This is a genomic window from Ensifer sp. 22521, assembly GCF_052044795.1.
Taxonomy (GTDB): domain Bacteria; phylum Pseudomonadota; class Alphaproteobacteria; order Rhizobiales; family Rhizobiaceae; genus Ensifer.
In genome coordinates, this window is the sequence record NZ_JBQENM010000007.1 from 44,648 (window position 1) to 64,431 (window position 19,784).

General features: G+C 64.0%; 20 protein-coding genes. 13 read left to right on the forward strand and 7 right to left on the reverse strand.

Annotated features, from left to right (window positions below; translation table 11 throughout):
- Nucleotides 1–56 precede the first annotated feature (56 nt).
- Nucleotides 57–2,210, forward strand: a complete 2,154-nt coding sequence (ligA, locus tag ACTJKE_RS11675; protein ID WP_113514466.1) for an NAD-dependent DNA ligase LigA — start codon at nt 57–59, stop codon at nt 2,208–2,210.
- Between the two features lie 34 nt (nt 2,211–2,244).
- A complete protein-coding gene (locus ACTJKE_RS11680) occupies nt 2,245–2,613 on the forward strand; it encodes a hypothetical protein (RefSeq protein WP_057253497.1) in 369 nt (122 codons plus the stop codon).
- 93 nt (nt 2,614–2,706) lie between these two features.
- Here the strand turns inward: ACTJKE_RS11680 and ACTJKE_RS11685 are convergent, their stop codons facing one another.
- Nucleotides 2,707–3,114 (reverse strand): VOC family protein, encoded by a 408-nt coding sequence (locus ACTJKE_RS11685; protein WP_057253499.1) that lies wholly within the window; start codon nt 3,112–3,114, stop codon nt 2,707–2,709.
- Nucleotides 3,115–3,279: 165 nt separating this feature from the next.
- Nucleotides 3,280–4,173 (reverse strand): LysR family transcriptional regulator, encoded by an 894-nt coding sequence (locus ACTJKE_RS11690; protein WP_058321248.1) that lies wholly within the window; start codon nt 4,171–4,173, stop codon nt 3,280–3,282.
- Between the two features lie 124 nt (nt 4,174–4,297).
- Here ACTJKE_RS11690 and ACTJKE_RS11695 point away from each other — a divergent pair, with 124 nt between their 5' ends.
- The 3 genes from ACTJKE_RS11695 to ACTJKE_RS11705 are packed head-to-tail and all read left to right on the forward strand — an operon-like array spanning nt 4,298 to nt 7,179.
- On the forward strand, nt 4,298–4,705 hold the full coding sequence (locus tag ACTJKE_RS11695) for a (R)-mandelonitrile lyase (protein ID WP_058321249.1): 408 nt from the start codon (nt 4,298–4,300) through the stop codon (nt 4,703–4,705).
- Nucleotides 4,706–4,728: 23 nt separating this feature from the next.
- Nucleotides 4,729–6,186 carry an MFS transporter gene (locus tag ACTJKE_RS11700; RefSeq protein ID WP_113133025.1) on the forward strand — a complete coding sequence of 486 codons (1,458 nt, stop codon included), beginning with the start codon at nt 4,729–4,731 and terminating at the stop codon, nt 6,184–6,186.
- A 15-nt stretch (nt 6,187–6,201) separates the two neighbouring features.
- Nucleotides 6,202–7,179, forward strand: a complete 978-nt coding sequence (locus ACTJKE_RS11705) for an aldo/keto reductase (RefSeq protein ID WP_113514402.1) — start codon at nt 6,202–6,204, stop codon at nt 7,177–7,179.
- Nucleotides 7,180–7,502: 323 nt separating this feature from the next.
- Here ACTJKE_RS11705 and ACTJKE_RS11710 read toward each other — a convergent pair whose 3' ends face one another.
- Nucleotides 7,503–7,868, reverse strand: coding sequence for a hypothetical protein (locus ACTJKE_RS11710; RefSeq protein ID WP_440691844.1), 366 nt, complete (start codon nt 7,866–7,868; stop codon nt 7,503–7,505).
- A 182-nt stretch (nt 7,869–8,050) separates the two neighbouring features.
- On the opposite strand from ACTJKE_RS11710, the gene panC reads away from it, so the two are divergent.
- The 5 genes from panC (at nt 8,051) to ACTJKE_RS11735 (ending at nt 11,377) form a co-directional block, all read left to right on the forward strand.
- Nucleotides 8,051–8,926, forward strand: coding sequence for a pantoate--beta-alanine ligase (panC, locus tag ACTJKE_RS11715; RefSeq protein WP_113514401.1), 876 nt, complete (start codon nt 8,051–8,053; stop codon nt 8,924–8,926).
- Nucleotide 8,927: 1 nt separating this feature from the next.
- The gene (gene panB / locus ACTJKE_RS11720) at nt 8,928–9,749 is read left to right on the forward strand and encodes a 3-methyl-2-oxobutanoate hydroxymethyltransferase (protein ID WP_112946578.1); all 822 of its coding nucleotides are present in this window, start codon (nt 8,928–8,930) and stop codon (nt 9,747–9,749) included.
- 213 nt (nt 9,750–9,962) lie between these two features.
- A complete protein-coding gene (locus ACTJKE_RS11725; RefSeq protein WP_113514400.1) occupies nt 9,963–10,679 on the forward strand; it encodes an AzlC family ABC transporter permease in 717 nt (238 codons plus the stop codon).
- A 2-nt stretch (nt 10,680–10,681) separates the two neighbouring features.
- Nucleotides 10,682–10,996, forward strand: a complete 315-nt coding sequence (locus ACTJKE_RS11730; protein ID WP_057253515.1) for an AzlD family protein — start codon at nt 10,682–10,684, stop codon at nt 10,994–10,996.
- A 141-nt stretch (nt 10,997–11,137) separates the two neighbouring features.
- Nucleotides 11,138–11,377, forward strand: a complete 240-nt coding sequence (locus ACTJKE_RS11735) for a hypothetical protein (protein ID WP_113514399.1) — start codon at nt 11,138–11,140, stop codon at nt 11,375–11,377.
- Nucleotides 11,378–11,499: 122 nt separating this feature from the next.
- Here the strand turns inward: ACTJKE_RS11735 and ACTJKE_RS11740 are convergent, their stop codons facing one another.
- The 4 genes from ACTJKE_RS11740 to ACTJKE_RS11755 form a co-directional block, all read right to left on the reverse strand.
- On the reverse strand, nt 11,500–13,335 hold the full coding sequence (locus tag ACTJKE_RS11740; RefSeq protein WP_113514398.1) for an aminopeptidase P family protein: 1,836 nt from the start codon (nt 13,333–13,335) through the stop codon (nt 11,500–11,502).
- Nucleotides 13,336–14,143: 808 nt separating this feature from the next.
- Nucleotides 14,144–15,019, reverse strand: coding sequence for a 50S ribosomal protein L11 methyltransferase (locus ACTJKE_RS11745; RefSeq protein WP_113514397.1), 876 nt, complete (start codon nt 15,017–15,019; stop codon nt 14,144–14,146).
- 158 nt (nt 15,020–15,177) lie between these two features.
- The gene (locus ACTJKE_RS11750) at nt 15,178–15,777 is read right to left on the reverse strand and encodes an SCO family protein (protein WP_058321259.1); all 600 of its coding nucleotides are present in this window, start codon (nt 15,775–15,777) and stop codon (nt 15,178–15,180) included.
- A 340-nt stretch (nt 15,778–16,117) separates the two neighbouring features.
- Nucleotides 16,118–16,276 (reverse strand): hypothetical protein, encoded by a 159-nt coding sequence (locus tag ACTJKE_RS11755; protein WP_440691845.1) that lies wholly within the window; start codon nt 16,274–16,276, stop codon nt 16,118–16,120.
- Between the two features lie 368 nt (nt 16,277–16,644).
- Between ACTJKE_RS11755 and ACTJKE_RS11760 the strand changes: the two genes are divergently transcribed.
- From ACTJKE_RS11760 to ACTJKE_RS11770, 3 genes are all read left to right on the forward strand, one after another.
- Complete coding sequence (locus ACTJKE_RS11760) at nt 16,645–18,747, forward strand: HAMP domain-containing methyl-accepting chemotaxis protein (RefSeq protein ID WP_113514396.1); 2,103 nt, start codon at nt 16,645–16,647, stop codon at nt 18,745–18,747.
- Between the two features lie 2 nt (nt 18,748–18,749).
- Complete coding sequence (locus tag ACTJKE_RS11765) at nt 18,750–19,214, forward strand: chemotaxis protein CheW (RefSeq protein WP_057253527.1); 465 nt, start codon at nt 18,750–18,752, stop codon at nt 19,212–19,214.
- A gap of 240 nt (nt 19,215–19,454) precedes the next feature.
- The gene (locus tag ACTJKE_RS11770) at nt 19,455–19,757 is read left to right on the forward strand and encodes a hypothetical protein (RefSeq protein WP_082616023.1); all 303 of its coding nucleotides are present in this window, start codon (nt 19,455–19,457) and stop codon (nt 19,755–19,757) included.
- Nucleotides 19,758–19,784: the final 27 nt, after the last annotated feature.

The following is a 19,784-nucleotide window of genomic DNA, read 5'->3' on the forward strand; positions in this document are numbered from 1 at the left end:
CTTTTCTTTCGCGATAGTTGCTCTACAAAACGACTCCGAATCCGGAGTCGTCGCGCATGTCCAATGAACTGAAACCCGTCGAGAATCTCAACGAATCGGAAGCGGCCGCGGAGCTGGCGTTTCTCGCCGCCGAGCTTGCCCGCCACGATGCGCTCTATCACGGCCAGGACGCACCGGAGATTTCGGATGCGGACTATGATGCGCTGAAGCGGCGCAACGACGCGATCGAGGCGCAGTTTCCGGCGCTCATCCGCGAGGACAGCCCGTCAAGGAAGGTGGGGGCGGCACCCTCCGTCACCTTCCAGCCGGTCGTCCACGCCCGGCCGATGCTGTCGCTCGACAACACGTTCTCAGACGAGGACGCCCGCGATTTCGTCGCATCGGTCTATCGCTTCCTCGGGCAGCTTCCGGACAATTCGATCGCCTTTACCGCGGAGCCGAAGATCGACGGTCTGTCGATGTCGCTGCGCTACGAGAACCGCCGGCTGCTGACGGCTGCCACGCGCGGCGACGGCACGACCGGCGAAAACGTCACTGCCAACATCCGCACCATCGGCATGATCCCGCAGACGCTGCCGGCGGGCGCGCCCGATGTGGTCGAGGTGCGCGGCGAAATCTACATGGCGAAATCCGACTTTGCCGCGCTCAACGCCGAAATGGCGGCGCAGGGCAAGCCGCTCTACGTCAACCCGCGCAACACCGCCTCAGGGTCGCTCCGCCAGCTCGACGCCAAGGTGACGGCGAGCCGCAAGCTGCGGTTCTTCGCCTATGCCTGGGGCGAGATCTCGGCGATGCCGGCCGACACGCAGATGGGCATGGTCGAAGTGTTCAAGTCCTGGGGCTTCCCGGTCAACCCGCTGATGCAGCGGCTGACGTCTGCCGACGCGCTCTTGGAGCACTATCACCACATAGAGCGCGAACGGCCGGATCTCGACTACGATATCGACGGCGTCGTCTACAAGGTCGACCGGCTCGACCTGCAGGCGCGCCTCGGCTTCCGCTCGCGTTCGCCGCGCTGGGCGACGGCGCACAAGTTCCCGGCCGAGCAGGCCTTCACCCGGCTGACGGCGATCGACATCCAGGTGGGCCGCACCGGCGCACTGACGCCGGTGGCGCGGCTGGAGCCGATCACCGTCGGCGGCGTCGTCGTCACCAACGCGACGCTGCACAACGAGGACTACATCAAGGGCCTCGGCAATTCCGGCGAGCCGATTCGCGAGGGCCGCGATATCCGCATCGGCGACATGGTGATCGTCCAGCGCGCCGGCGACGTCATTCCCCAGATCGTCGATGTGGTTATGGACGAGCGCAAGGAAGGGGCCGAACCCTACCGCTTCCCGACCACATGCCCGGTCTGCGGCAGCCATGCGGTGCGCGACATCAACGAGAAGACCGGCAAGGTGGATGCGGTGCGCCGCTGCACCGGCGGTTTCGTCTGCCGGGCCCAGGCCGTCGAGCACTTGAAGCATTTCGTCTCGCGCAACGCCTACGACATCGAGGGCCTCGGTTCGAAGCAGATCGAGTTCTTCTTCGAAAGCGAAGACCCGACGCTCATGATCCGCACGGCGCCCGATATCTTCACGCTGGAGAAGCGGCAGGAGACGTCGCTGACCAAGCTCGAAAACATCGACGGCTTCGGCCGGGTCAGCGTGCGCAAGCTCTATGAGGCGATCAACACGCGCCGCTCGATCGCACTTCATCGCTTCATCTATGCGCTCGGCATCCGCCATGTGGGCGAGACGACGGCGAAGCTGCTTGCACGCTCCTATGGCAGCTACGAGCACTTTGGCACGGCGATGGGCGAAGCGTCGGCCTTTTCGGGCGACGCCTGGAACGAACTCAACAGCATCGACGGCATCGGCGAGGTTGTCGCCCGCGCCATCGTTGAGTTCTACAAGGAGCCGCGTAACCTCGAAGTGGTCACGCGTCTGCTGTCCGAGGTGACGCCGGAGGCGGCGGAAGCACCGGTTGCAAGCGACAGCCCGGTCGCCGGCAAGACGGTGGTCTTCACCGGTTCGCTCGAAAAGATGACGCGCGACGAGGCCAAGGCCAAGGCGGAAAGCCTCGGCGCCAAGGTGGCAGGCTCCGTGTCGAAGAAGACCGATATCGTCGTTGCGGGTCCGGGTGCCGGCTCCAAGCTCGACAAGGCCCGCGAACTCGGCGTCGAGACCATGGACGAGGACGAGTGGCTGGCGCTGATCGGCGGGTAGGGGCTTTCTTGGTGTTCGGGGGGAAAGCAGAGAGATGTCTGACTTCCTAGAGTTCGTTCTGGCCAAGGGGCCGGAAGGCCGCATCACACATGATGATGTGGTTCGGTGGGCAGGCGCTTTGGACAACTGGGAGTTCTACAACGCCGCTGCTGTCGAAATCGCAAGGAAATACCATCACGGCGCGCTGACCTATAGCTTCTGCGACGGCGTCATGAACGATCTCTGGCGCGCGGTGCAGGCGGGCTTCACAGCCGGCCGCAATGCGCTGCCTGAGCCTTTTTACGTCGTTTATGAAGCGTTCGATGCCGGGGAGTACCACCGGGCAGAAGACGGGAGCGATGACCCGATTGCCGACCTTACCGATCCGCTCATCGCGGAGTTGGTGGCGCGCCTCGGCCCCTAGCAGCAGGGCATGGTTGGCTATCGACACAAAGCAATCGGCCCGGGCTTGGGAAGGCTCGGGCCGATTGTCTTAACGTTCTCTTGAATTGGGCCATCAGCCCTGCTGCTGCGCCGCTTCCTGGTCCATCCACATGAACTCCCAGACGTGGCCGTCGAGGTCCTGGAAGGAGATGCCGTACATGAAGCCGTAGTCGATCGCCGGCTTCCAGGGCTTGGCGCCAGCGGCGAGCGCCTTGGCGAGCATGTCGTCGACTTCGGCGCGGCTCCCGGCCGAAAGGGCGGTGATGACTTCGGTTCCCTTCCGGGCGTCGCTGATCTCGCCGGTGATGAAGTCACGGAACTTCGGCTCGGTCAAAAGCATGACGAAGATATTGTCCGAGATCACCGTGCAGGCGGCGGTGTCATCGGAGAACTGCTCGTTGAAGGTGAAGCCGAGGGCAGCGAAGAACGCGCGCGAGGCCTTCAGATCCTTGACCGGCAGGTTTACGAAAATCATGCGCATGAAATGCTCCTTGGGAATGGATTTTGTGTCTACGGACTAAGGACGAATGCCGATCGACGATTCCGACACCGGCTCAAACATTTTTTTAGCTGGAGAGATGTGGGGCGCAACCCCGGGTTTTCAACAGCAATTGCGGGTCGTGCGGAGGAGCCGGTCTTGCCGCCATTACCCCCGATACCGCAGCGCCTCCACCAGCACAGCAAAGGCCGGTGAGGACTGGCGGCGGCTGGGGTAATAGAGGTGGTAGCCGGGGAACGGGTCGCACCAGTCTTCGAGCACGCGGATGAGGCGACCTTCGGCGATGTGGGTGAGGGCCGATTCCTCCGGGACGAAGGCAAGGCCGAAGCCGGCGAGGCAGGCGGTAAGCCGATGCGCCAGCCGGCTGAAGACGAGCTGTCCGTCGACGCGGACTTTTAGCTCGCGGCCGTCCTTTTCGAACTCCCAGGCATAGATGCCGCCGTAGGTCGGAAGCCTCAGGTTGATGCAGCGGTGCTGGGTCAGGTCCTGAGGGACGACGGGCTTCGGATGCTTTTCGAAATAGCTGGGCGCGCCGACGACCGCCATGCGCATGTCCGGCCCGATGCGCACGGCGATCATGTCCTTGGCGACCTGCTCGCCAAGCCGGACACCGGCGTCGTAGCGTTCGGCGACGATATCGGTGAGGCCGTAGTCGATGACGATCTCGACCTTGATATCGGGATAATCGGGCAGAAGCTTTTCGAGCTTCGGCCAGAGCACGGTCTCTGCCGCGTGCTCGGCAGTGGTGATGCGCACCGTGCCTGCGGGTTTGTCCCTCACGTCGCTCAAGGCGGTGAGCTCGGTTTCCAACTGCTCGAAGTGCGGGACGAGGGTGGCAAGCAGCCGCTCGCCGGCCTCGGTCGGGGAGACGCTGCGCGTGGTGCGGGTGAGCAGGCGCACGCCAAGCCGTGCTTCGAGCGCCCGCATGGTGTGGCTGAGCGCCGATTGCGAAACGCCGAGCTGGGCGGCGGCCCTTGTGAAGCTGCGCTCGCGCGCCACCGCCGCGAAGGCGATCAGGTCATTGATGTTCTCGCGCAGCATTCATGAATCTCTCTCATAGGTCCATGCCGTTTATACCATCTAATTGTTGGCGGCGGCCATCGCTAGATTGTGCACAGCAACAGAACGGGCGGCGGGTCGTCCGGTTCGCCAAGGAGAAGACCTCATGGAGATCAAGAGAAGCGGTTCGCAGCCTTCGGCCCGGGGGACAGAGGACTGGTTCAGCGGCACCGTGCGCATCGACCCGTTGTTTCCCGTGCGCGAGCCGGCGCGCACTGCCGGCAATGCCGTCACCTTCGAGCCCGGCGCCCGCACGGCCTGGCATACGCATCCGCTCGGCCAGGTCCTGATCGTCGTTTCCGGCTGCGGCCGGGTGCAGCGGGAGGGCGGGCCAATCGAGGAGATCCGGCCGGGCGATGTCGTCTGGTTCGAGCCCGGCGAGAAGCACTGGCACGGGGCGGCACCGACGACCGCCCTGACCCATATCGCCATCCAGGAGACGCTCGACGGCAAGGCGGTCGACTGGATGGAAAAGGTGACGGACGCGCAATACGGCGCTGCGCAGGCGGAGTAGGCACGGCGATGGACGTCACGTCGATGAAACACCTTTCAGCCCGCAAGACGGCGGTGCTGGCGATCGTCATCGTCAGCTACCTGATGATCGTGCTCGATATCTCGATCGTGATCACCGGCCTGCCGAAGATTCGCGACGAGCTGCAGTTCAGCGACGCCGGGCTTTCCTGGGTGCACAGCGCCTATACGCTCGCCTTTGGCGGCTTCCTGCTGCTGGGCGCGCGGGCGGGCGACATTCTCGGCCGGCGTCGGCTGTTCATTGCCGGGCTTGCCATCTTCACAGCGGCCTCCGTCGTGATCGGGCTGGCACCGTCGCCGGAATGGCTGCTTGGCGCGCGCGCCGTGCAAGGCTTCGGCTCGGCGATCCTCGCCCCCGCCACGCTGGCGCTGATCCAGACGTATTTTTCCGAGGGACCTGAACGCACGCGGGCGGTCGCCTATTACAGTTCGGTCGCCGGCATCGGCGCGAGCTTCGGCATGGTGCTCGGCGGTCTGCTTGCCGGCTGGCTCAGCTGGCGGGTCGGTTTCTTCATCAACCTGCCGATCGGCATCGCCCTGATGCTCGCGGCGCACAAGTACGTCGGCGAAACGGAACGGCGCACGGGTGAATTCGACCTTGCGGGCGCCGTAAGCTCGACGCTCGGCATGACGGCGCTGGTCTATGGCATCGTCCGTTCGGCGGAGGAGGGGGCGTACGATCCGCTGACGCTCGCAGCGCTTGCCATGGGTCTTCTGCTTCTTGCCGTCTTCGTGGTCAACGAGCGTCGCGCCCGGCAGCCGATCATGCCGCTCCGGCTCTTTGCCAACCGCGAGAGGGTCGGCGCCTATCTGGCGCGTGTCCTGTTCCTCGCCGCGATGATCGGGTTCTTTTTCTTCTTCACCCAGTATCTGCAAGGTGTTCGGCACTTCGACCCGCTTGCCTCCGGCCTTGCCTTCATTCCGGCAACATCAGTCAATTTCGTTGCGGCGATCTTGGTTCCAAGGCTTAGCCCACGTTTCGGCAACCGCCGCCTGCTTGCCTTTGGCCTGATCTCCGCGCTGATCGGCATGGTCTCTATCAGCCAGATCTCGGCCGACACGTCCTTTCTCTTCGGCATGGCGCCGCCCTTGATGCTGATCGGGCTTGGCCAGGGCTTCACTCTGAGCCCGCTGACGGTCGCCGGCATTGCCGGTATCGCTCCCGGTGACGCGGGGGCGGCGGGCGGTGTGGTCAATGTCGCCCACCAGCTCGGCAACTCGCTCGGTCTCAGCGTGCTGGTCGCTGTCGCAGCACTCGGTGCCGATGGGCTTGATGGCAGCGCTCTGCTTGCCCATCGGGTCGATAATGTTCTCATCGGTTGCACGGTCCTGCTGGCGCTGGCGCTTGCCGTCGTCGCGCTGATCGTGCGGCCGCACAATGCAAAGCGGGTGGAGCGTCCGGCGATCGGACGGTCCGTCGCCTGCCAGAATTGCCGCTCGGTTTCCCCAGACCTCGCGGCCTGATCAAGGAGCAAGACAATGCAGAAACGTAGGCTAGGAAAAAGCGATCTCGAAGTCTCGGCCATCGGCTTTGGCTGCATGGGCCTCAGCTACGGTTATGGCCCGGCAACGGAGCGCAGTGAGGCGATCAGGCTGATCCGCGCGGCGCATGAACGCGGCGTGACCTTCTTCGACAGCGCCGAAGCCTATACCGGTAACGAGGATCTGGTCGGCGAGGCGCTGGCCCCGTTCCGCGGTGAGGTGGTGATCGCCACCAAGTTCGGCTTCGTCAACGGCGATGTCAGCCAGGGCATGGACAGCCGGCCACAGCGCATCCGCCATGTTGCCGAAACCGCGCTGAAGCGGCTGCGGACAGACCGCATCGACCTCTTCTACCAGCACCGCGTCGATCCGAACGTGCCGATCGAGGACGTCGCCGGCACGGTGAAAGACCTGATCGCCGAAGGCAAGGTCGGGCATTTCGGCCTGTCGGAGGCAGGCGCCGATTCGATCCGCCGGGCGCACGCGGTTCAGCCGGTGACGGCGCTGCAGAGCGAATATTCGCTCTGGTGGCGGGAGCCGGAAACCGAAATCTTGCCGCTCCTCGAAGAGCTCGGCATCGGCTTTGTGCCCTTCAGTCCGCTTGGCAAGGGATTTTTGACAGGCGCAATCAACCAGAACACGACCTTCGACCAAAGCGATTTTCGCACGATCGTGCCGCGATTTTCGCCGGAGGCGCGCAGAGCCAATCAAGCGCTGGTCGACCTGCTGGGTGTGATTGCCGCGGCCAAGGGTGTGACGAAAGCGCAGATCGCGCTTTCCTGGCTGCTGGCGCAAAAGCCATGGATCGTGCCCATCCCCGGCACGACGAAGCTGCATCGGCTCGAAGAAAACCTCGGTGCTGCCGATGTCATTCTGACGGCCGAAGAGCTTGGCGACATCCAGACGGCGCTCTCCGCCGTCGAGGTGCAGGGCGCGCGCTATCCGCAGCATCTGCAGCAGCGCGTTGGGAAGTAAGCAGCGTGGCGCGTAGGGGATGGGCGTCGCTTGCTGAAGCGGGCATCGCGTTCTCGGCGTAAGTCGCGGAGAGAACTCGGCTTTGACACCACCCTCCCTCATTCCTGTGCTCGTCACAGGAATCTCTAGCAGTTCCAATGGAACTGCGGGGGCAGCCCAAGTCCTTGGGCTGAGAAGTCCTTTGACCCGACCGACGTCGGGTCGCTGGATACCCGCCACGAGGTCGAGTATGAGGGAGAATGATGCGCCATTAGCGCCAAACAGCCATCGTGGGGGCTTTAGGCGAGGCGCTTGGTAGAAGGGAGTACCTCGCGCCTCGCTGATTACTTCAGCGTACAGACACCATTGGCGCCGCCCTTGCCGGTGTAGGAGACGCTGGGTGAGCTGTCGGGATTGATGCCCAAGGAGATGGTGACGCCGGCGCCGTGCGCCTCGTAATAGTTCTCGTTGAACACCTTGAGCTTGGCTTCCTTGCCGTTGATATAGACCCGGCCGCCCTTATCGGCGTGGACCTCGATCTTGCCGGGGCAGGTGGCGTTGACGAGGGGGACTTCGCTACGGCCGCACCGGCGAAGGCCAGCGTCGGGAGAGCAATACCAAGAATACGCAAGCCGGCTTTCATGTCGCTCTCCAGCGTGGGTTGCAGTGGCGTTGATGACCAGCCGTGACAGGCTGCCGATGGAAGTCAAGCGCGGCCGAGCGTCATCAACCTGTCATCAATCCGATTGTTTTTTTGCGCTGCACAAGATAGAGGATTGCAGCCGAATTTTGTGCAAATGCCTTTTCGCGGAGCAGGGTCGTCGCCAGTCCCGAAGGCAGCGCGCCAGCACCCTTAAGGGCAGGGCGCCGGCGCGGATTGGAGGGTCCGGACATGAAGACTTTCACCACTATTGCCGAGCTGCGTGCAGCACTTGCCGAACATCGCCGGGCAGGCAAATCGGTCGGTTTCGTGCCGACCATGGGCTACCTGCATGTCGGCCATATGGAGCTGATGCGCCGCGCGCGTGAGGAAAACGATATCGTCGTCGCCAGCATCTTCGTCAATCCGCTGCAGTTCGGTGCGAATGAGGACCTTTCCAAGTACCCGCGCGATCTCGCCCGCGATCAGGCGATGCTGGACGAAGGCAAGGTCGACTATCTCTTTGCGCCCGGTGTTGCCGACATGTATCCGCGGCCGATGGAAACGGTCGTCGATGTGCCGACGCTTGGCAGCGAGCTTGAGGGCTCGGTTCGTCCCGGCCATTTCGCCGGCGTTGCCACCGTCGTCACCAAGCTCTTCAACATCGTCCAGCCGGACCGCGCCTATTTCGGCGAGAAGGATTTCCAGCAGTTGCAGATCATCCGCCGTATGGTCGCTGACCTCGCCCAGCCGGTGACGGTCATCGGCGTGCCGACCGTGCGCGAGGCCGATGGGCTCGCCTGTTCGTCGCGCAATGTCTATCTGACGGCAGAGGAGCGCCGCGCTGCGGCGATCGTGCCGAAGGCGCTGGACGAGGCGCAGCGCCTGGTGGCGTCGGGCGTCAGCGACGTGGCGGCGCTCGAAAATGCCGTCACCGAATTTCTGTCGAGCGAACCGCTGGCCAGGCCAGAGGTCGTGGCCGTGCGCGATCCCGAGACGCTCGAAACCATCGAGACGATCGGCGACCAGCCGGTGCTACTCCTGCTCTTCGTCCGCTTCGGCACGACGAAGCTGCTCGACAACCGCGTGATCGCCCCGAAATCCGCGTTATTTGCAAAGGTTGCCTGACATGAGCGTCCAGACCGCCAAGCGCCGGCTCAGCCCCGCCAACATCGAAGCGCTGAAGGGCGAGCGCCCGATCGTCAGCCTCACGGCCTATACGACGCCGATCGCAAGGCTGCTCGATCCGCATGTGGATTTCCTCCTGGTCGGCGATTCCGTCGGCATGGTGCTTTACGGCCTCGACACCACGGTTGGCGTAACGCTGGAGATGATGATCGCTCATGGCCAGGCGGTCATGCGTGGCTCGGAGCGCGCCTGCGTCGTCATCGACATGCCCTTCGGCTCCTATCAGGAATCGAAGGAGCGGGCCTTCCGCAGCGCCGCGCGGATCCTGAAGGAAACCGGCTGCAGCGCGGTGAAGCTCGAAGGCGGCGCCGAGATGGCCGAAACGGTCGAGTTCCTCGTCAGCCGCGGCATTCCGGTGCTCGGCCATGTCGGGCTTATGCCGCAGCTGGTCAACACGACCGGCGGTTATCGCTCCGTCGGCCGCAACGACAAGGAAGTGGCAAAAATCCGCCGCGACGCCAAGGCGATCGACGATGCCGGCGCCTTTGGCATCGTCATCGAGGGCACGGTCGAACCGGTCGCCCGCGACATCACCGCGGAACTGCGTTCGCCGACCATCGGCATCGGCGCGTCACCCGCCTGCGACGGGCAGATCCTCGTCTCGGACGACATGCTCGGCCTCTTCAACGACTTCAAGCCGCGCTTCGTCAAACACTTCGCCGAGCTCGCGCCGGCGATCTCTAGGGCTGCCGAAGACTATGCGGCCGAAGTGAAGGCGCGCACCTTCCCGGGCATCGAACACACGTTCCAGGTCAAGAAGTAGGACGCCAGCCCCGCACGGGCCTCCGAATTGCACCTGCAAAACGCACCGGTTTCCCGATCGGTGCGCATTTTGTTCAAGCCTTGTTCGGGCAAGGCATCATAAAATTCAATCAATGTATCAGCGCATTTGAATTGTTGCCGGGGGCGCAAGCGCCTATCAGTCCGGCACCGGCCGCAGCGTGCGATGTCATCGCTTCGGCCGGCGGAGGTTTCCATGACAAAAGACGATTTCTGGGAAGGCGTGCGTGGCGGCTTTCCCATCATGCTGGCGGCGTCACCCTTTGGCGCACTGTTCGGGGCGCTCGCGGTCGACAACGGCTTTACCATTGCCGACGCGGTGTTCATGAGCGCGTCCGTCTATGCCGGCGCCAGCCAGATGGTCGGCATCGAGCTCTTCGGCAATCATGTCCAGCCCTGGCTCGTCGTGCTCTCGGTCTTTGCCGTCAACTTCCGCCACGTGCTCTATTCGGCCTCGATCGCCAAATATGTCCGGCACTTCACCTTCGGGCAGAAGCTCCTGGCTTTCTTCCTGCTGGTCGATCCGCAATATGCCGAGACCGAAAAGCGCGGCGAGCGCGGACTGCCGATCACATTCTCCTGGTATCTCGGATTCGGCCTCGTCATCTACATCCCCTGGATCATCAACACGCTGGTCGGGGCGATCTTCGGACAGATGATCGGTGATCCCAAGGCGATTGGCCTCGATGTGCTGCTGCCGGTCTACTTCATGGGGCTGGTCATGGGCTTCCGCAAGCGCGACCGGTTCCTTCCGATCGTCACAGTCTCGGGGTTGGCATCGGTCGCCGGCATGCATTTCGTCGGTTCGCCCTGGCATGTGAGCATCGGCGCACTCGCCGGCATCGTGCTTGCCGCCTGCCTGCCGCCGAGCGGGACGGCCGCTGCACCCACCGGCGTCGAGAAGGAAGCCTGAGCATGGATCCGCAACACCTCAACCTCATCTACCTGATCATCGCGGCAGCGGTCGCGACCTTCCTGACGCGCGTCGGCGGCTACATCCTCATCACCCAGATGAAGCAGATCCCGCCACGGCTGGAAGCGGCGCTCAACGCCGTCCCGGCGGCGGTTCTGACGACGCTGGTCGCGCCCGCCTTCGTCTATGGCGGGCTCGATGTGACGATCGCGATGTTCGTCGCCTTCGCCATCGCGCTCGGCCTCAACCTGTCGACCCTGCGCATGCTGGTAATCGGCTGGGTGGTGGTGATGCTGATCCGGCATGTGGTGATGTAGGGCGCCCGTCCGCGGCGCCCGTTTGGCTGCGCATGCATCCTGGATTATGATCCTTCCACTGCCGGAGAGGCACGACAAAGCCGCACGCGCCATCTGCGCTGCCTCTGCAAGGCGCGGCCTCCCGGCGGTGGAGGAGCGACCATGTTGACCAGGATCTCGATTGCCCTTTTGCTGGCGCTCGCGCCGGCAACCGCCTTTGCCAATCAATGCCCGACCATGATGGCTGCGATCGATGCGGCGATGCCGACTGCGAACCTATCCGAGGCCGACATGGCCAAGGTCAAAGAGTTGCGTGCCAAGGGCGAGGAACAACACAAGGCCGGTGATCACCCTGCCTCAGAGGCGACGCTCAGCGAAGCGAAGAAGCTGTTGGGAATCTAAGTGCAGAGGCCGGGTTCTCCGGCCCATTGCCGCCCCTTGAGCCTCGTAGCAAACAAGCGGCTGCGGGCGCGCAATGCCTGTTGCCTGGGCTCCCATTCAGGAGCCCAGGCGGAACGCCTGACTCAGCGTGAAAGCGCTGCCGTTGCGGCCTTCAGCCAGTCGCGCGTTTCGTCGTTGACAAGCAGCGGCATCAGCTTTTCGCGTGTCTCGGCGTGATAGGCGTTCAGCCAATCCAGCTCCTCGTCCGTCAACAGCGCCGGCAGCACCAGGCGGTGGTCGATCGGGCAGAAGGTGAGGGTGTCGAAGCCGAGCATCGGCAGGTCGCCGCCTTCCACCATGGTCGCCGTCTGCACCACCACGAGGTTTTCGATGCGGATGCCGAAGGCGCCGGGGCGATAGTAGCCGGGCTCGTTGGAAAGGATCATGCCGGGCAGCAGTTCCTGGGTGGAAAGCCGGGCGATGCGCTGCGGGCCTTCGTGCACCGAGAGATAGGAGCCGACGCCGTGGCCGGTGCCGTGGGCGTAATCCGCGCCGGCCTTCCAGAGCGCGATGCGGGCCAAGGGGTCGAGATCGACGCCGCGCGAACCCTTGGGGAAGCGCGCTATGCTGATCGCGATCATCCCCTTCAGCACCAGCGTGAAGAAGCGCCTCTGCTCCTCCGGCACCGCACCGATCGCCACCGTGCGGGTGATGTCGGTGGTGCCGTTGATGTATTGCGCGCCGGAATCGATCAGGAACATGGTGCCCGCTTCGATCGGCTGGTCGGTGGCGGTGGTGACGCGGTAGTGCATGATCGCCGCATGCGCGCCGGCGCCGGAGATCGTGTCGAAGGAGATGTCCTTGAGCGGGTTCTGCATGCGCTCGCCGACGGTGGCGCGGGCCGCTTCCAGCTGGTTGGTGGCGGCGATCTCGGTGACGGTTCCCGGCTGCTGGCTGTCGAGCCATGCCAGGAACTCGACCATGGCGGCGCCGTCCTGCAGGTGGGCGCGGGTCGACCCGTCGATCTCGGCCTTGTTCTTCTGGGCACGTGGCAGGCGGGCGGGATCGACCGCTTCGACCACCTTGCCGCCCTTGGAGCGGATCAGCTCGGAAATGGCGAAGGAGGCGAGGTCCGGGTCGATCATGACAGCGGCGCCGGCAGCACCGAGCGCTGCCAGGCTATCGTCGAAAGTCGAGGGCGCGACAATGTCGGCGATCTGGGTGAGGTAGGCTTCCTGCTCGATGCCAGTCTTGCGCTTGTCGAGGAAGAGCTCGGCGCGGCCGTCGGCGTGGATGATGGCGCGGGCCAGCGGATGCGGCGTATGCGGCACGTCGCTGCCGCGGATGTTGAAGGTCCAGGCGACGGAGGAGGGGTCCGTCAAGACCACGGCGCTGGCATCGGCCTTGGAAAGGCCCGCCGCGATTCTTGCGATCTTGTCCTTGGCGAGTTCGCCGGCATGCTCGATCGGCTGGATGCTGACCTTGCCGAGCGGTGCCGCGGGGCGGTTCGTCCAGATCTTGTCGAGCGGGTTGTGATCGAGGAAAACGAGCGAGCCACTGATGACGGCGAGCGCCTTTTCCAGCCGGCGGACTTCCGCGCCGGTGTGCAGCCAGGGATCGATGCCAAGCTTGAAGCCCTTGGCTCCGTGGTTTTCCAGCCAGAGATGCGGCGGCTCGCCGATGAGGTCGCCGCCGGTGAAAACGCTGCCGTCGACCTGTTCTTTCAGCTGCGTGACGTAACGTCCGTCGACGAAGACAACCGCTTCACGCCGCGTGACGAGGGCAACGCCGGCGGAGCCGGTGAAGCCGGTCAGCCAGGACAGGCGCTCCGACGAGGCGGGTACGTATTCGCCCTGGAACTCGTCGGCGCGGGGCACGAGAAAGCCGTCGATGCCGAGGGCCGCGAAGGACGCGCGCAGGGCTTCGGTGCGCTCCTTGCCGAATTGCGGCGTGGAGGTGACTTCAAAAGACTGAAACATGGGGGAATTCCGGTAGATTGAGCGGTAAACCGCGGGAAAGATGTGCAGCCATGTTAGCGGAAATCGCCCGTGCCGGGAAAGAGGCGATATCCTGCGATCCAGCACACAGGGACTCTTCTGGTTGCAGCTTGGTAGGAGAGCAATTGCTCATTTATAATACATATGCGCTCAGTGCATGGCACCCATGCTAAGAAAACCCTTTCTCTATCGGAATGATAGTTTATAAGCCGCCTCAACGAACACGGACGAACATCCGGTGGTTCAAAAGACTGCGGTTCCGAGAATAGTTGGTCATTCTGTTCTCCTCCTCCCTCAAGGGTGGCCAGCTTCGGAACGGTAGACGCCCGCTCGAGCACTCCTCCTCCTCAGGCTCGCGGGCATGGTTGGCCACAAGCCAACCAGCAGGCGATGCCCCTGGCATCGCCTTTGTTTCGAAAGGCCGCCCGTCATGGTAGACGAGGCGGCCTTTTCGTTTTTTCCTGGGTTGCTTCTGTCGCTGTCACGCCGATGCTCGCGGCATTTCTCGTGAAGCTTCTTGCATAGGCGCTGCGGCCAACAGCCGGCGCGGCAATCCGCATTTGCCCCTCACCCTAACCCTCTCCCCGCAGGCGGGGCGAGGGGACGTGCCCGATAGTGGCCGTCATGCGCTGGGGCTTTCGCTGCCGGTCGGGGCGCGGCTGAAAGCAGCCGCAACGAGTCGGAAGTTAACCGGTGGATGAAGCGGTGCGGCAGGTCCCTTCGCCCCGCATGCGGGGAGAAGGTTCCGGCAGGCGGATGAGGGGCAGCTTCAAGCGTCCGCGCCTACGCCTCACTTCTCCAAATGAATCGTCACCCAGCCGTTCCGCCAGATGGTGCGCACGTGGCGCAGGTGCTGGCCGTTGTAATGGGCAAGCACCTTCCAGCGCTGTTCGGCGAGAATGCCGGACAGGATCACCGAGCCGCCGGGGGCGAGATTGGCGACGAGCTGCGGCGCCATCTTCATCAGCGGGCGCGCGAGGATGTTGGCGATGATCAGATCGAACGGGCCGTTGGTGCTGAAGGCGGTCGAGTGGAAGCCGGGGGCGGTGGCAAAGGTCGTGCCGGTGACGACGCCGTTGACCCGGGCGTTTTCTTCCGCGACGCGGGTGGCGATCGGGTCGATGTCGGTGGCAAGCACCGGCACGTGCATGAGCTTCCAGGCGGCGATCGCAAGCACGCCGCTGCCGGTGCCGAGATCGAGCACGTTGCGCACGGTGCGGGTGCGGGCAACCGTGGCGAGCACTTCGAGGCAGCCGGCGGTGGTGCCGTGATGGCCGGTGCCGAAGGCCTGGCCTGCGTCGATCTCGATGGCGATCTCGCCGGTCTTCACCTTGTCGCGGTCATGCGAGCCGTGCACGACGAAGCGGCCGGCGCGCACCGGCGCCAGGCCCTCGAGCGACTTGGCGATCCAGTCGATATCCGGCAGCACTTCGCGCTCGATCGGGAGATGGGCGAAGTCTTCGGCCAGTGCGTCAGTGAGGCGTTCGTTCACGCTCTCCTCGTCGACTGCCATCATGTAGATCGAGGCTTCCCAGACGTCGCGCTTCTCGTCGACCTCCGTCGTGCCGATGGCAAAGTCCTCTTCGCCGAAGACTTCGCTCAGGCGGTCGAGCACGGCTTCCGCCTGCTTCTCGGTGGTGGTGACGAAAAGTCTGATCTCGCTCAAGGCCCTGTCCTTCGGCTGGGAAATCCGCCGCCCGCATCAAACCGTGGAGGGATGCGCTAAGCGTCGGCAATCGTGCGCTGTGCGCTATCACGATTGCCCCGCAAACGCAAAGCGCCGGGCAGGGCCGGCGCTTGCAATCGATCGGTCAAGGGCGACGGTTAGCCCTTGGTCAGATTTTCCAGCTTCTTGACCGCCGTTTCCGGGTTTTCCTCATAGGCGATGGTGCCGGAGAAATGGCCGTTGGCGTCGAGCAGGAACACGGAGGCCGTGTGGTCCATCGTGTAGTCGCCGTTGGGCTGGGCAGCGTCGACCGGCACCTTCTTGGCGTAGACGCGGAAACCCTTGACCATCTCCATCACCTTGTCGGCCGGGCCGGAAATGCCGGTGATGCGCTTGGAAACGTTGGAGACGTACTGGCCGAGGATTTCGGGCGTGTCGCGCTCGGGATCGACGGTGATGAAATAGGCCTGCAGCTTGTTGCCTTCCGGGTCGACCTTTTCCAGCCAGCCGTTCAGTTCGAACAGCGTCGTCGGGCAGACTTCCGGGCAATGGGTGAAGCCGAAGAAAAGCGCGGTCGGCTTGCCGGTAAACGCCTTCTCGGTAATCTCCTTGCCGTCCTGCGAGACCAGCGTGAAGGGAACGCCGAAGGGGCCGGTGGCGGCCTGCTGCTTCGACTGGGTCATTTCATAGGTCAGCCACCCCAAGATGCCCGCCATGACGACGACGGCGGCCCAGAGGACGATGCGGATGGTTTTCATGCGTGCTACCGATTTTGTTGGGGCCGAAGACGGCCATGTCCGGTTGATAGGCCCTTGATACCGCCTTCACCGGGGCCGCGCAAATGGGACAATTGCCGCAGGTTGTGGCCGGGTTGGGGCCGCGGAGGTGCTTTCAGCCCCTCATCCGGCCTGCCGGCCACCTTCTCCCCGCAGGCGGGGCGAAGGAACCTCGCCGGACCGTCTCGTTGCAATCGCTGCACTAACATTCGAGGCGAAGAACCGTGCGGTTGCGCCGCTGATGCTCCCGTCCCCTCTCCCCGCAAGCGGGGAGAGGGTTAGGGTGAGGGGCGGAGGCGGGCCTCGAAGCTGTCCGGCCGTCCTAGAAGCACCAGGAAAGGCCGGATTGGGCGAGCGCCAGGAAGATATCGGCGCCGTTTTCGACCCAGCCGCGGAAGGCGAGCAGGAGCACAACCGCGATCGCAGCCGCAAGGCTTGCGGCGAGGGGAAGGCGGATCGAGCGCTGGGTCTTCGTGTTCATGGCGTCATCATAACAGCTCGCGCGGCAAGGGGAAGCCGGGCGATTTGCCGGGTGCGGCCGGAGGCGCGTTCCGGTCGGTGCAGGAAACGGTGGAAAACCGCGCCTGAGGCTCCATTCGATTGTGCCCGCAAATGCCGGGAAACCAGAGCTTGCAGCGCATATGCGCAAACATTGAAATAGCCGATTTCGCTGGGGATTGGGCGGCCGCCTTAGCGAATGCTTAAGGTCTGTTTGACACTGTTTTTCCACGCGGTCGGAGTGTTCGTGCTCCGATATGACATGAGGTCAGCCAGCTTTATCGGCCCCGGTTTTCCGTATCGATCGTAGGAGGACTCCGCTTCACGCGGATCCGTGACCATGGACTCCCTATGACTGCCACATCTCCTTCCCTGAAACGCAATCTTTCCGTGAGCCAGCGGCTGGCGACGCTTGCCGGCGCCGCTTTTGTCGGTTTTGGCTCCGTGCTCGGGGTGGGCTGGTACCAGGGCAGCCAAGCCAATAACGCCTTGCAGGGCGCTGTCGCGGCGCAGAACGGCCTGACGACCGTCGATGAGGTCCATCTGGCGACGACCAATCTCGTGCTCAACGCGATGGATAGCATCATCGACAGAGAAGAGGGCGAGATCCAGCCGGCGCGGGCCGCCAGCATTGCCGAGATCCTGAAGCTGCTCGAAACGAAGTCCGTCGAGATCCAGGCGCTTGCCAAGCTCTTGGACCGCAGCGAGGTGCTTTCGACCTTCGACGCCGATGTCGCGGAACTGCGCAAGGCGATCGGCACCGACCTGAAGACGTTGATCGAAGGCAAGGCTTCGGCCGACGACTTCGGCAAGATCGATGATGCGATCGATGGCGCCGGCGAACGGGTCGCCACGGCTTTGACCGGACTTTCCGAAGCGGCGACCGAGTTGGTGCAGACGCGCGTTGCCGAGGCGCGCACTGTGTCCGACCAGGCGTTCCAGCTTCAGGTGGCGGCTGGGCTGCTGGCGATGGCGACGCTGCTTTATCTGCTCTGGTTCCACGGCAGCACGCTCCGCGCCGGCATCCTCGGCCTGCGCAACGGCATGCAGCGGATCCAGAACGGCGATCTTTCAACCAAGGTCGAGGCGCTCGACCGCGGCGACGAAATCGGCGCGATGGCGCGCTCGGTCGATCTCTTCCGTCTTTCGGCCATCGAGAAGCAATCGCTCGAACAGAGCGCCGCACTCAGCCGGCGGGAAATCGAGAAGGAACGCGAAGATCAGCAGAGCGAGCGCGAGGAAGCGGTGCGCCGTATCCAGGCGGCGATCGACAATCTCGGCCGTGCCCTGACCCAGCTTGCCGATGGCGATCTTGCCGTGGCGATCGAGCGGCCCTTCGACGGCAATCTCGATCAGCTCCGCCAGAACTTCAACCAGACGGTCGAGCGGCTGCGCGTGGTGCTTTCGAGCGTCAAGGAGAATGCGCTCTCGATCGAATCGAACGGTCGCCAGATGCGCACGGCCGCCGACGATCTCGCGCGTCGCACCGAGCGGCAGGCCGCCTCGCTGGAGCAGACGTCGGCAGCCCTCGACGAAATCACCGTCACGGTCCGCACCGCGACCCAGCGCGCCGAAGAGGCAAGCCGCATGGTCGGCGAGACGCGCACCAATGCGGAGGAATCCGGCCGGATTGTCGGTGAGGCGATCGCCGCCATGGCGCGGATCGAAAGCGCCTCGAACGAGATCGGCAAGATCATCAACGTCATCGACGAGATTGCCTTCCAGACCAACCTTCTGGCGCTGAATGCCGGCGTCGAGGCGGCCCGCGCCGGTGAGGCCGGCAAGGGCTTTGCGGTCGTGGCGCAGGAAGTGCGCGAACTGGCGCAGCGCGCCGCCGGTGCCGCCAAGGATATCAAGGCGCTGGTCAGCCGCTCCGGCAACGAGGTCGGCAGCGGCGTCAAGCTCGTCCAGGCGACGGGCGAGGCGCTCGGCCGGATCGGCGCCGATGTCGCACGCATCAACGAACACATGACCTCGATCGTCATGGCTGCGCGCGAACAGTCGACCGGCCTCAACGAGATCAGCACCGCCGTCGGCCAGCTCGACCAGATGACGCAGCAGAATGCCGCCATGGTCGAGCAGACCAACGCGTCGAGCCACACGCTGGCGCAGGACGCCGAGCGCCTGACCGGCCTCGTCGGCCAGTTCCGCGAAGGCCACACGATGCAGCGCGCCATGCCCACCTTGGCGCCGGCCCCGGTGGCGCCGCCGGCAAGGGCGGCAATTGCTTCGGTGCAGACGAAAGCCCCTTCGGCTTCTGCCGTTCAACGGCCGGCCGCCAAGGGCACCGGCGAACCGGTGCCGCTGCGCAAGATCGGCACCGCCAAAATGGCCTCGTTTCCAACTCCATCTCCCGCAAAGGCCCTGATGGGCAAGCTGGCGGGCGCATTCGGCAACAAACCGGGCTCTGTGCCGTCGACGACGGCTTCCGGTGAGAACTGGGAAGAATTCTGATCATGACCAACGCACTCAAGCAGTCCGGTGCCTATCTCGAAATCGTGTCGTTCCATCTCGGCGACCAGGAATTCTGCATCGATATCATGGCGATCCGCGAAATCCGCGGCTGGGCGCCGGTGACGCCGATGCCGCATACGCCGCCTTACGTGCTCGGCCTCATCAACCTGCGCGGCGCGGTGATCCCGGTCATCGACATGGCCGCCCGCCTCGGCATGAAAATGACGGAGCCGTCGGAACGCTCGGCGATCATCGTCACCGACATCGCGGGCAAGCTCGTCGGCCTGCTGGTCGAGCAGGTCTCCGACATGATGACGATCAAGAGCGAAGCCCTGCAGCCGGCGCCCGAGATCATTCCGGAAGCGCAGCGCGCCTTCTGCCGCGGCATCGTCGCTCTGGAAAAGACGATGGTCTGCTTCCTCAACCTCGACACGGTCATTGCCGACGAGCTGGCCCAGGCCGCCTGAGTTCGACACCTGGCAGAATTGACGGGCACCCCGGCGGGATCTCCGCCGGGGTGTTTTGCGTCTCGGCAGGTAGTGGATCGCGCCGGTCAAATTAAACTTCGGCAATGATCTTCACGCTTGGGCGATACCATTGTGACAAATCGTCATGTGGCGAGCTGGAATACTTGTACTAACTTACCGTTGTTGCTGAGTGCCCGAACGGAGGCCGGGTGCTCGGTCCCGACAACAGGAGTTGGACTCATGACAATCTCTGTAAGGAAACTTGTAGCCGCGCTCTCCGTAACGATGTTGATGGCTGGCCCGGCTCTGGCTGATAGCTACTATCAGGGCATCGACGCCAACAATCCTCCCGGAACGCGGAACACGCAAAAGGCCATGCCGCTGATGAAGCGGCCCTCTGCCACGGTTGACACGATGTCGACGGGCAGCATCAACAGAACCTCCACACCGACCCCCGTCTATCGCGATCGTCAGCCTTTCGGCGGCTATCAGGGCGGTGACGGCGAATATTATCAGGGCATCGTCCCGCCGAACTCCTACTAGAGCAGCGGAAGTGGAATGGGGTGCTCC

Coding starts and splice junctions, on each gene's coding strand:
- ligA (WP_113514466.1), top strand. CDS start 57: ATGTCCAATGAACTGAAACCCGTCGAGAATCTCAACGAATCGGAAGCG.
- ACTJKE_RS11680 (WP_057253497.1), top strand. CDS start 2,245: ATGTCTGACTTCCTAGAGTTCGTTCTGGCCAAGGGGCCGGAAGGCCGC.
- ACTJKE_RS11685 (WP_057253499.1), bottom strand. CDS start 3,114: ATGCGCATGATTTTCGTAAACCTGCCGGTCAAGGATCTGAAGGCCTCG.
- ACTJKE_RS11690 (WP_058321248.1), bottom strand. CDS start 4,173: ATGCTGCGCGAGAACATCAATGACCTGATCGCCTTCGCGGCGGTGGCG.
- ACTJKE_RS11695 (WP_058321249.1), top strand. CDS start 4,298: ATGGAGATCAAGAGAAGCGGTTCGCAGCCTTCGGCCCGGGGGACAGAG.
- ACTJKE_RS11700 (WP_113133025.1), top strand. CDS start 4,729: ATGAAACACCTTTCAGCCCGCAAGACGGCGGTGCTGGCGATCGTCATC.
- ACTJKE_RS11705 (WP_113514402.1), top strand. CDS start 6,202: ATGCAGAAACGTAGGCTAGGAAAAAGCGATCTCGAAGTCTCGGCCATC.
- panC (WP_113514401.1), top strand. CDS start 8,051: ATGAAGACTTTCACCACTATTGCCGAGCTGCGTGCAGCACTTGCCGAA.
- panB (WP_112946578.1), top strand. CDS start 8,928: ATGAGCGTCCAGACCGCCAAGCGCCGGCTCAGCCCCGCCAACATCGAA.
- ACTJKE_RS11725 (WP_113514400.1), top strand. CDS start 9,963: ATGACAAAAGACGATTTCTGGGAAGGCGTGCGTGGCGGCTTTCCCATC.
- ACTJKE_RS11730 (WP_057253515.1), top strand. CDS start 10,682: ATGGATCCGCAACACCTCAACCTCATCTACCTGATCATCGCGGCAGCG.
- ACTJKE_RS11735 (WP_113514399.1), top strand. CDS start 11,138: ATGTTGACCAGGATCTCGATTGCCCTTTTGCTGGCGCTCGCGCCGGCA.
- ACTJKE_RS11740 (WP_113514398.1), bottom strand. CDS start 13,335: ATGTTTCAGTCTTTTGAAGTCACCTCCACGCCGCAATTCGGCAAGGAG.
- ACTJKE_RS11750 (WP_058321259.1), bottom strand. CDS start 15,777: ATGAAAACCATCCGCATCGTCCTCTGGGCCGCCGTCGTCGTCATGGCG.
- ACTJKE_RS11755 (WP_440691845.1), bottom strand. CDS start 16,276: ATGAACACGAAGACCCAGCGCTCGATCCGCCTTCCCCTCGCCGCAAGC.
- ACTJKE_RS11760 (WP_113514396.1), top strand. CDS start 16,645: ATGACTGCCACATCTCCTTCCCTGAAACGCAATCTTTCCGTGAGCCAG.
- ACTJKE_RS11765 (WP_057253527.1), top strand. CDS start 18,750: ATGACCAACGCACTCAAGCAGTCCGGTGCCTATCTCGAAATCGTGTCG.
- ACTJKE_RS11770 (WP_082616023.1), top strand. CDS start 19,455: ATGACAATCTCTGTAAGGAAACTTGTAGCCGCGCTCTCCGTAACGATG.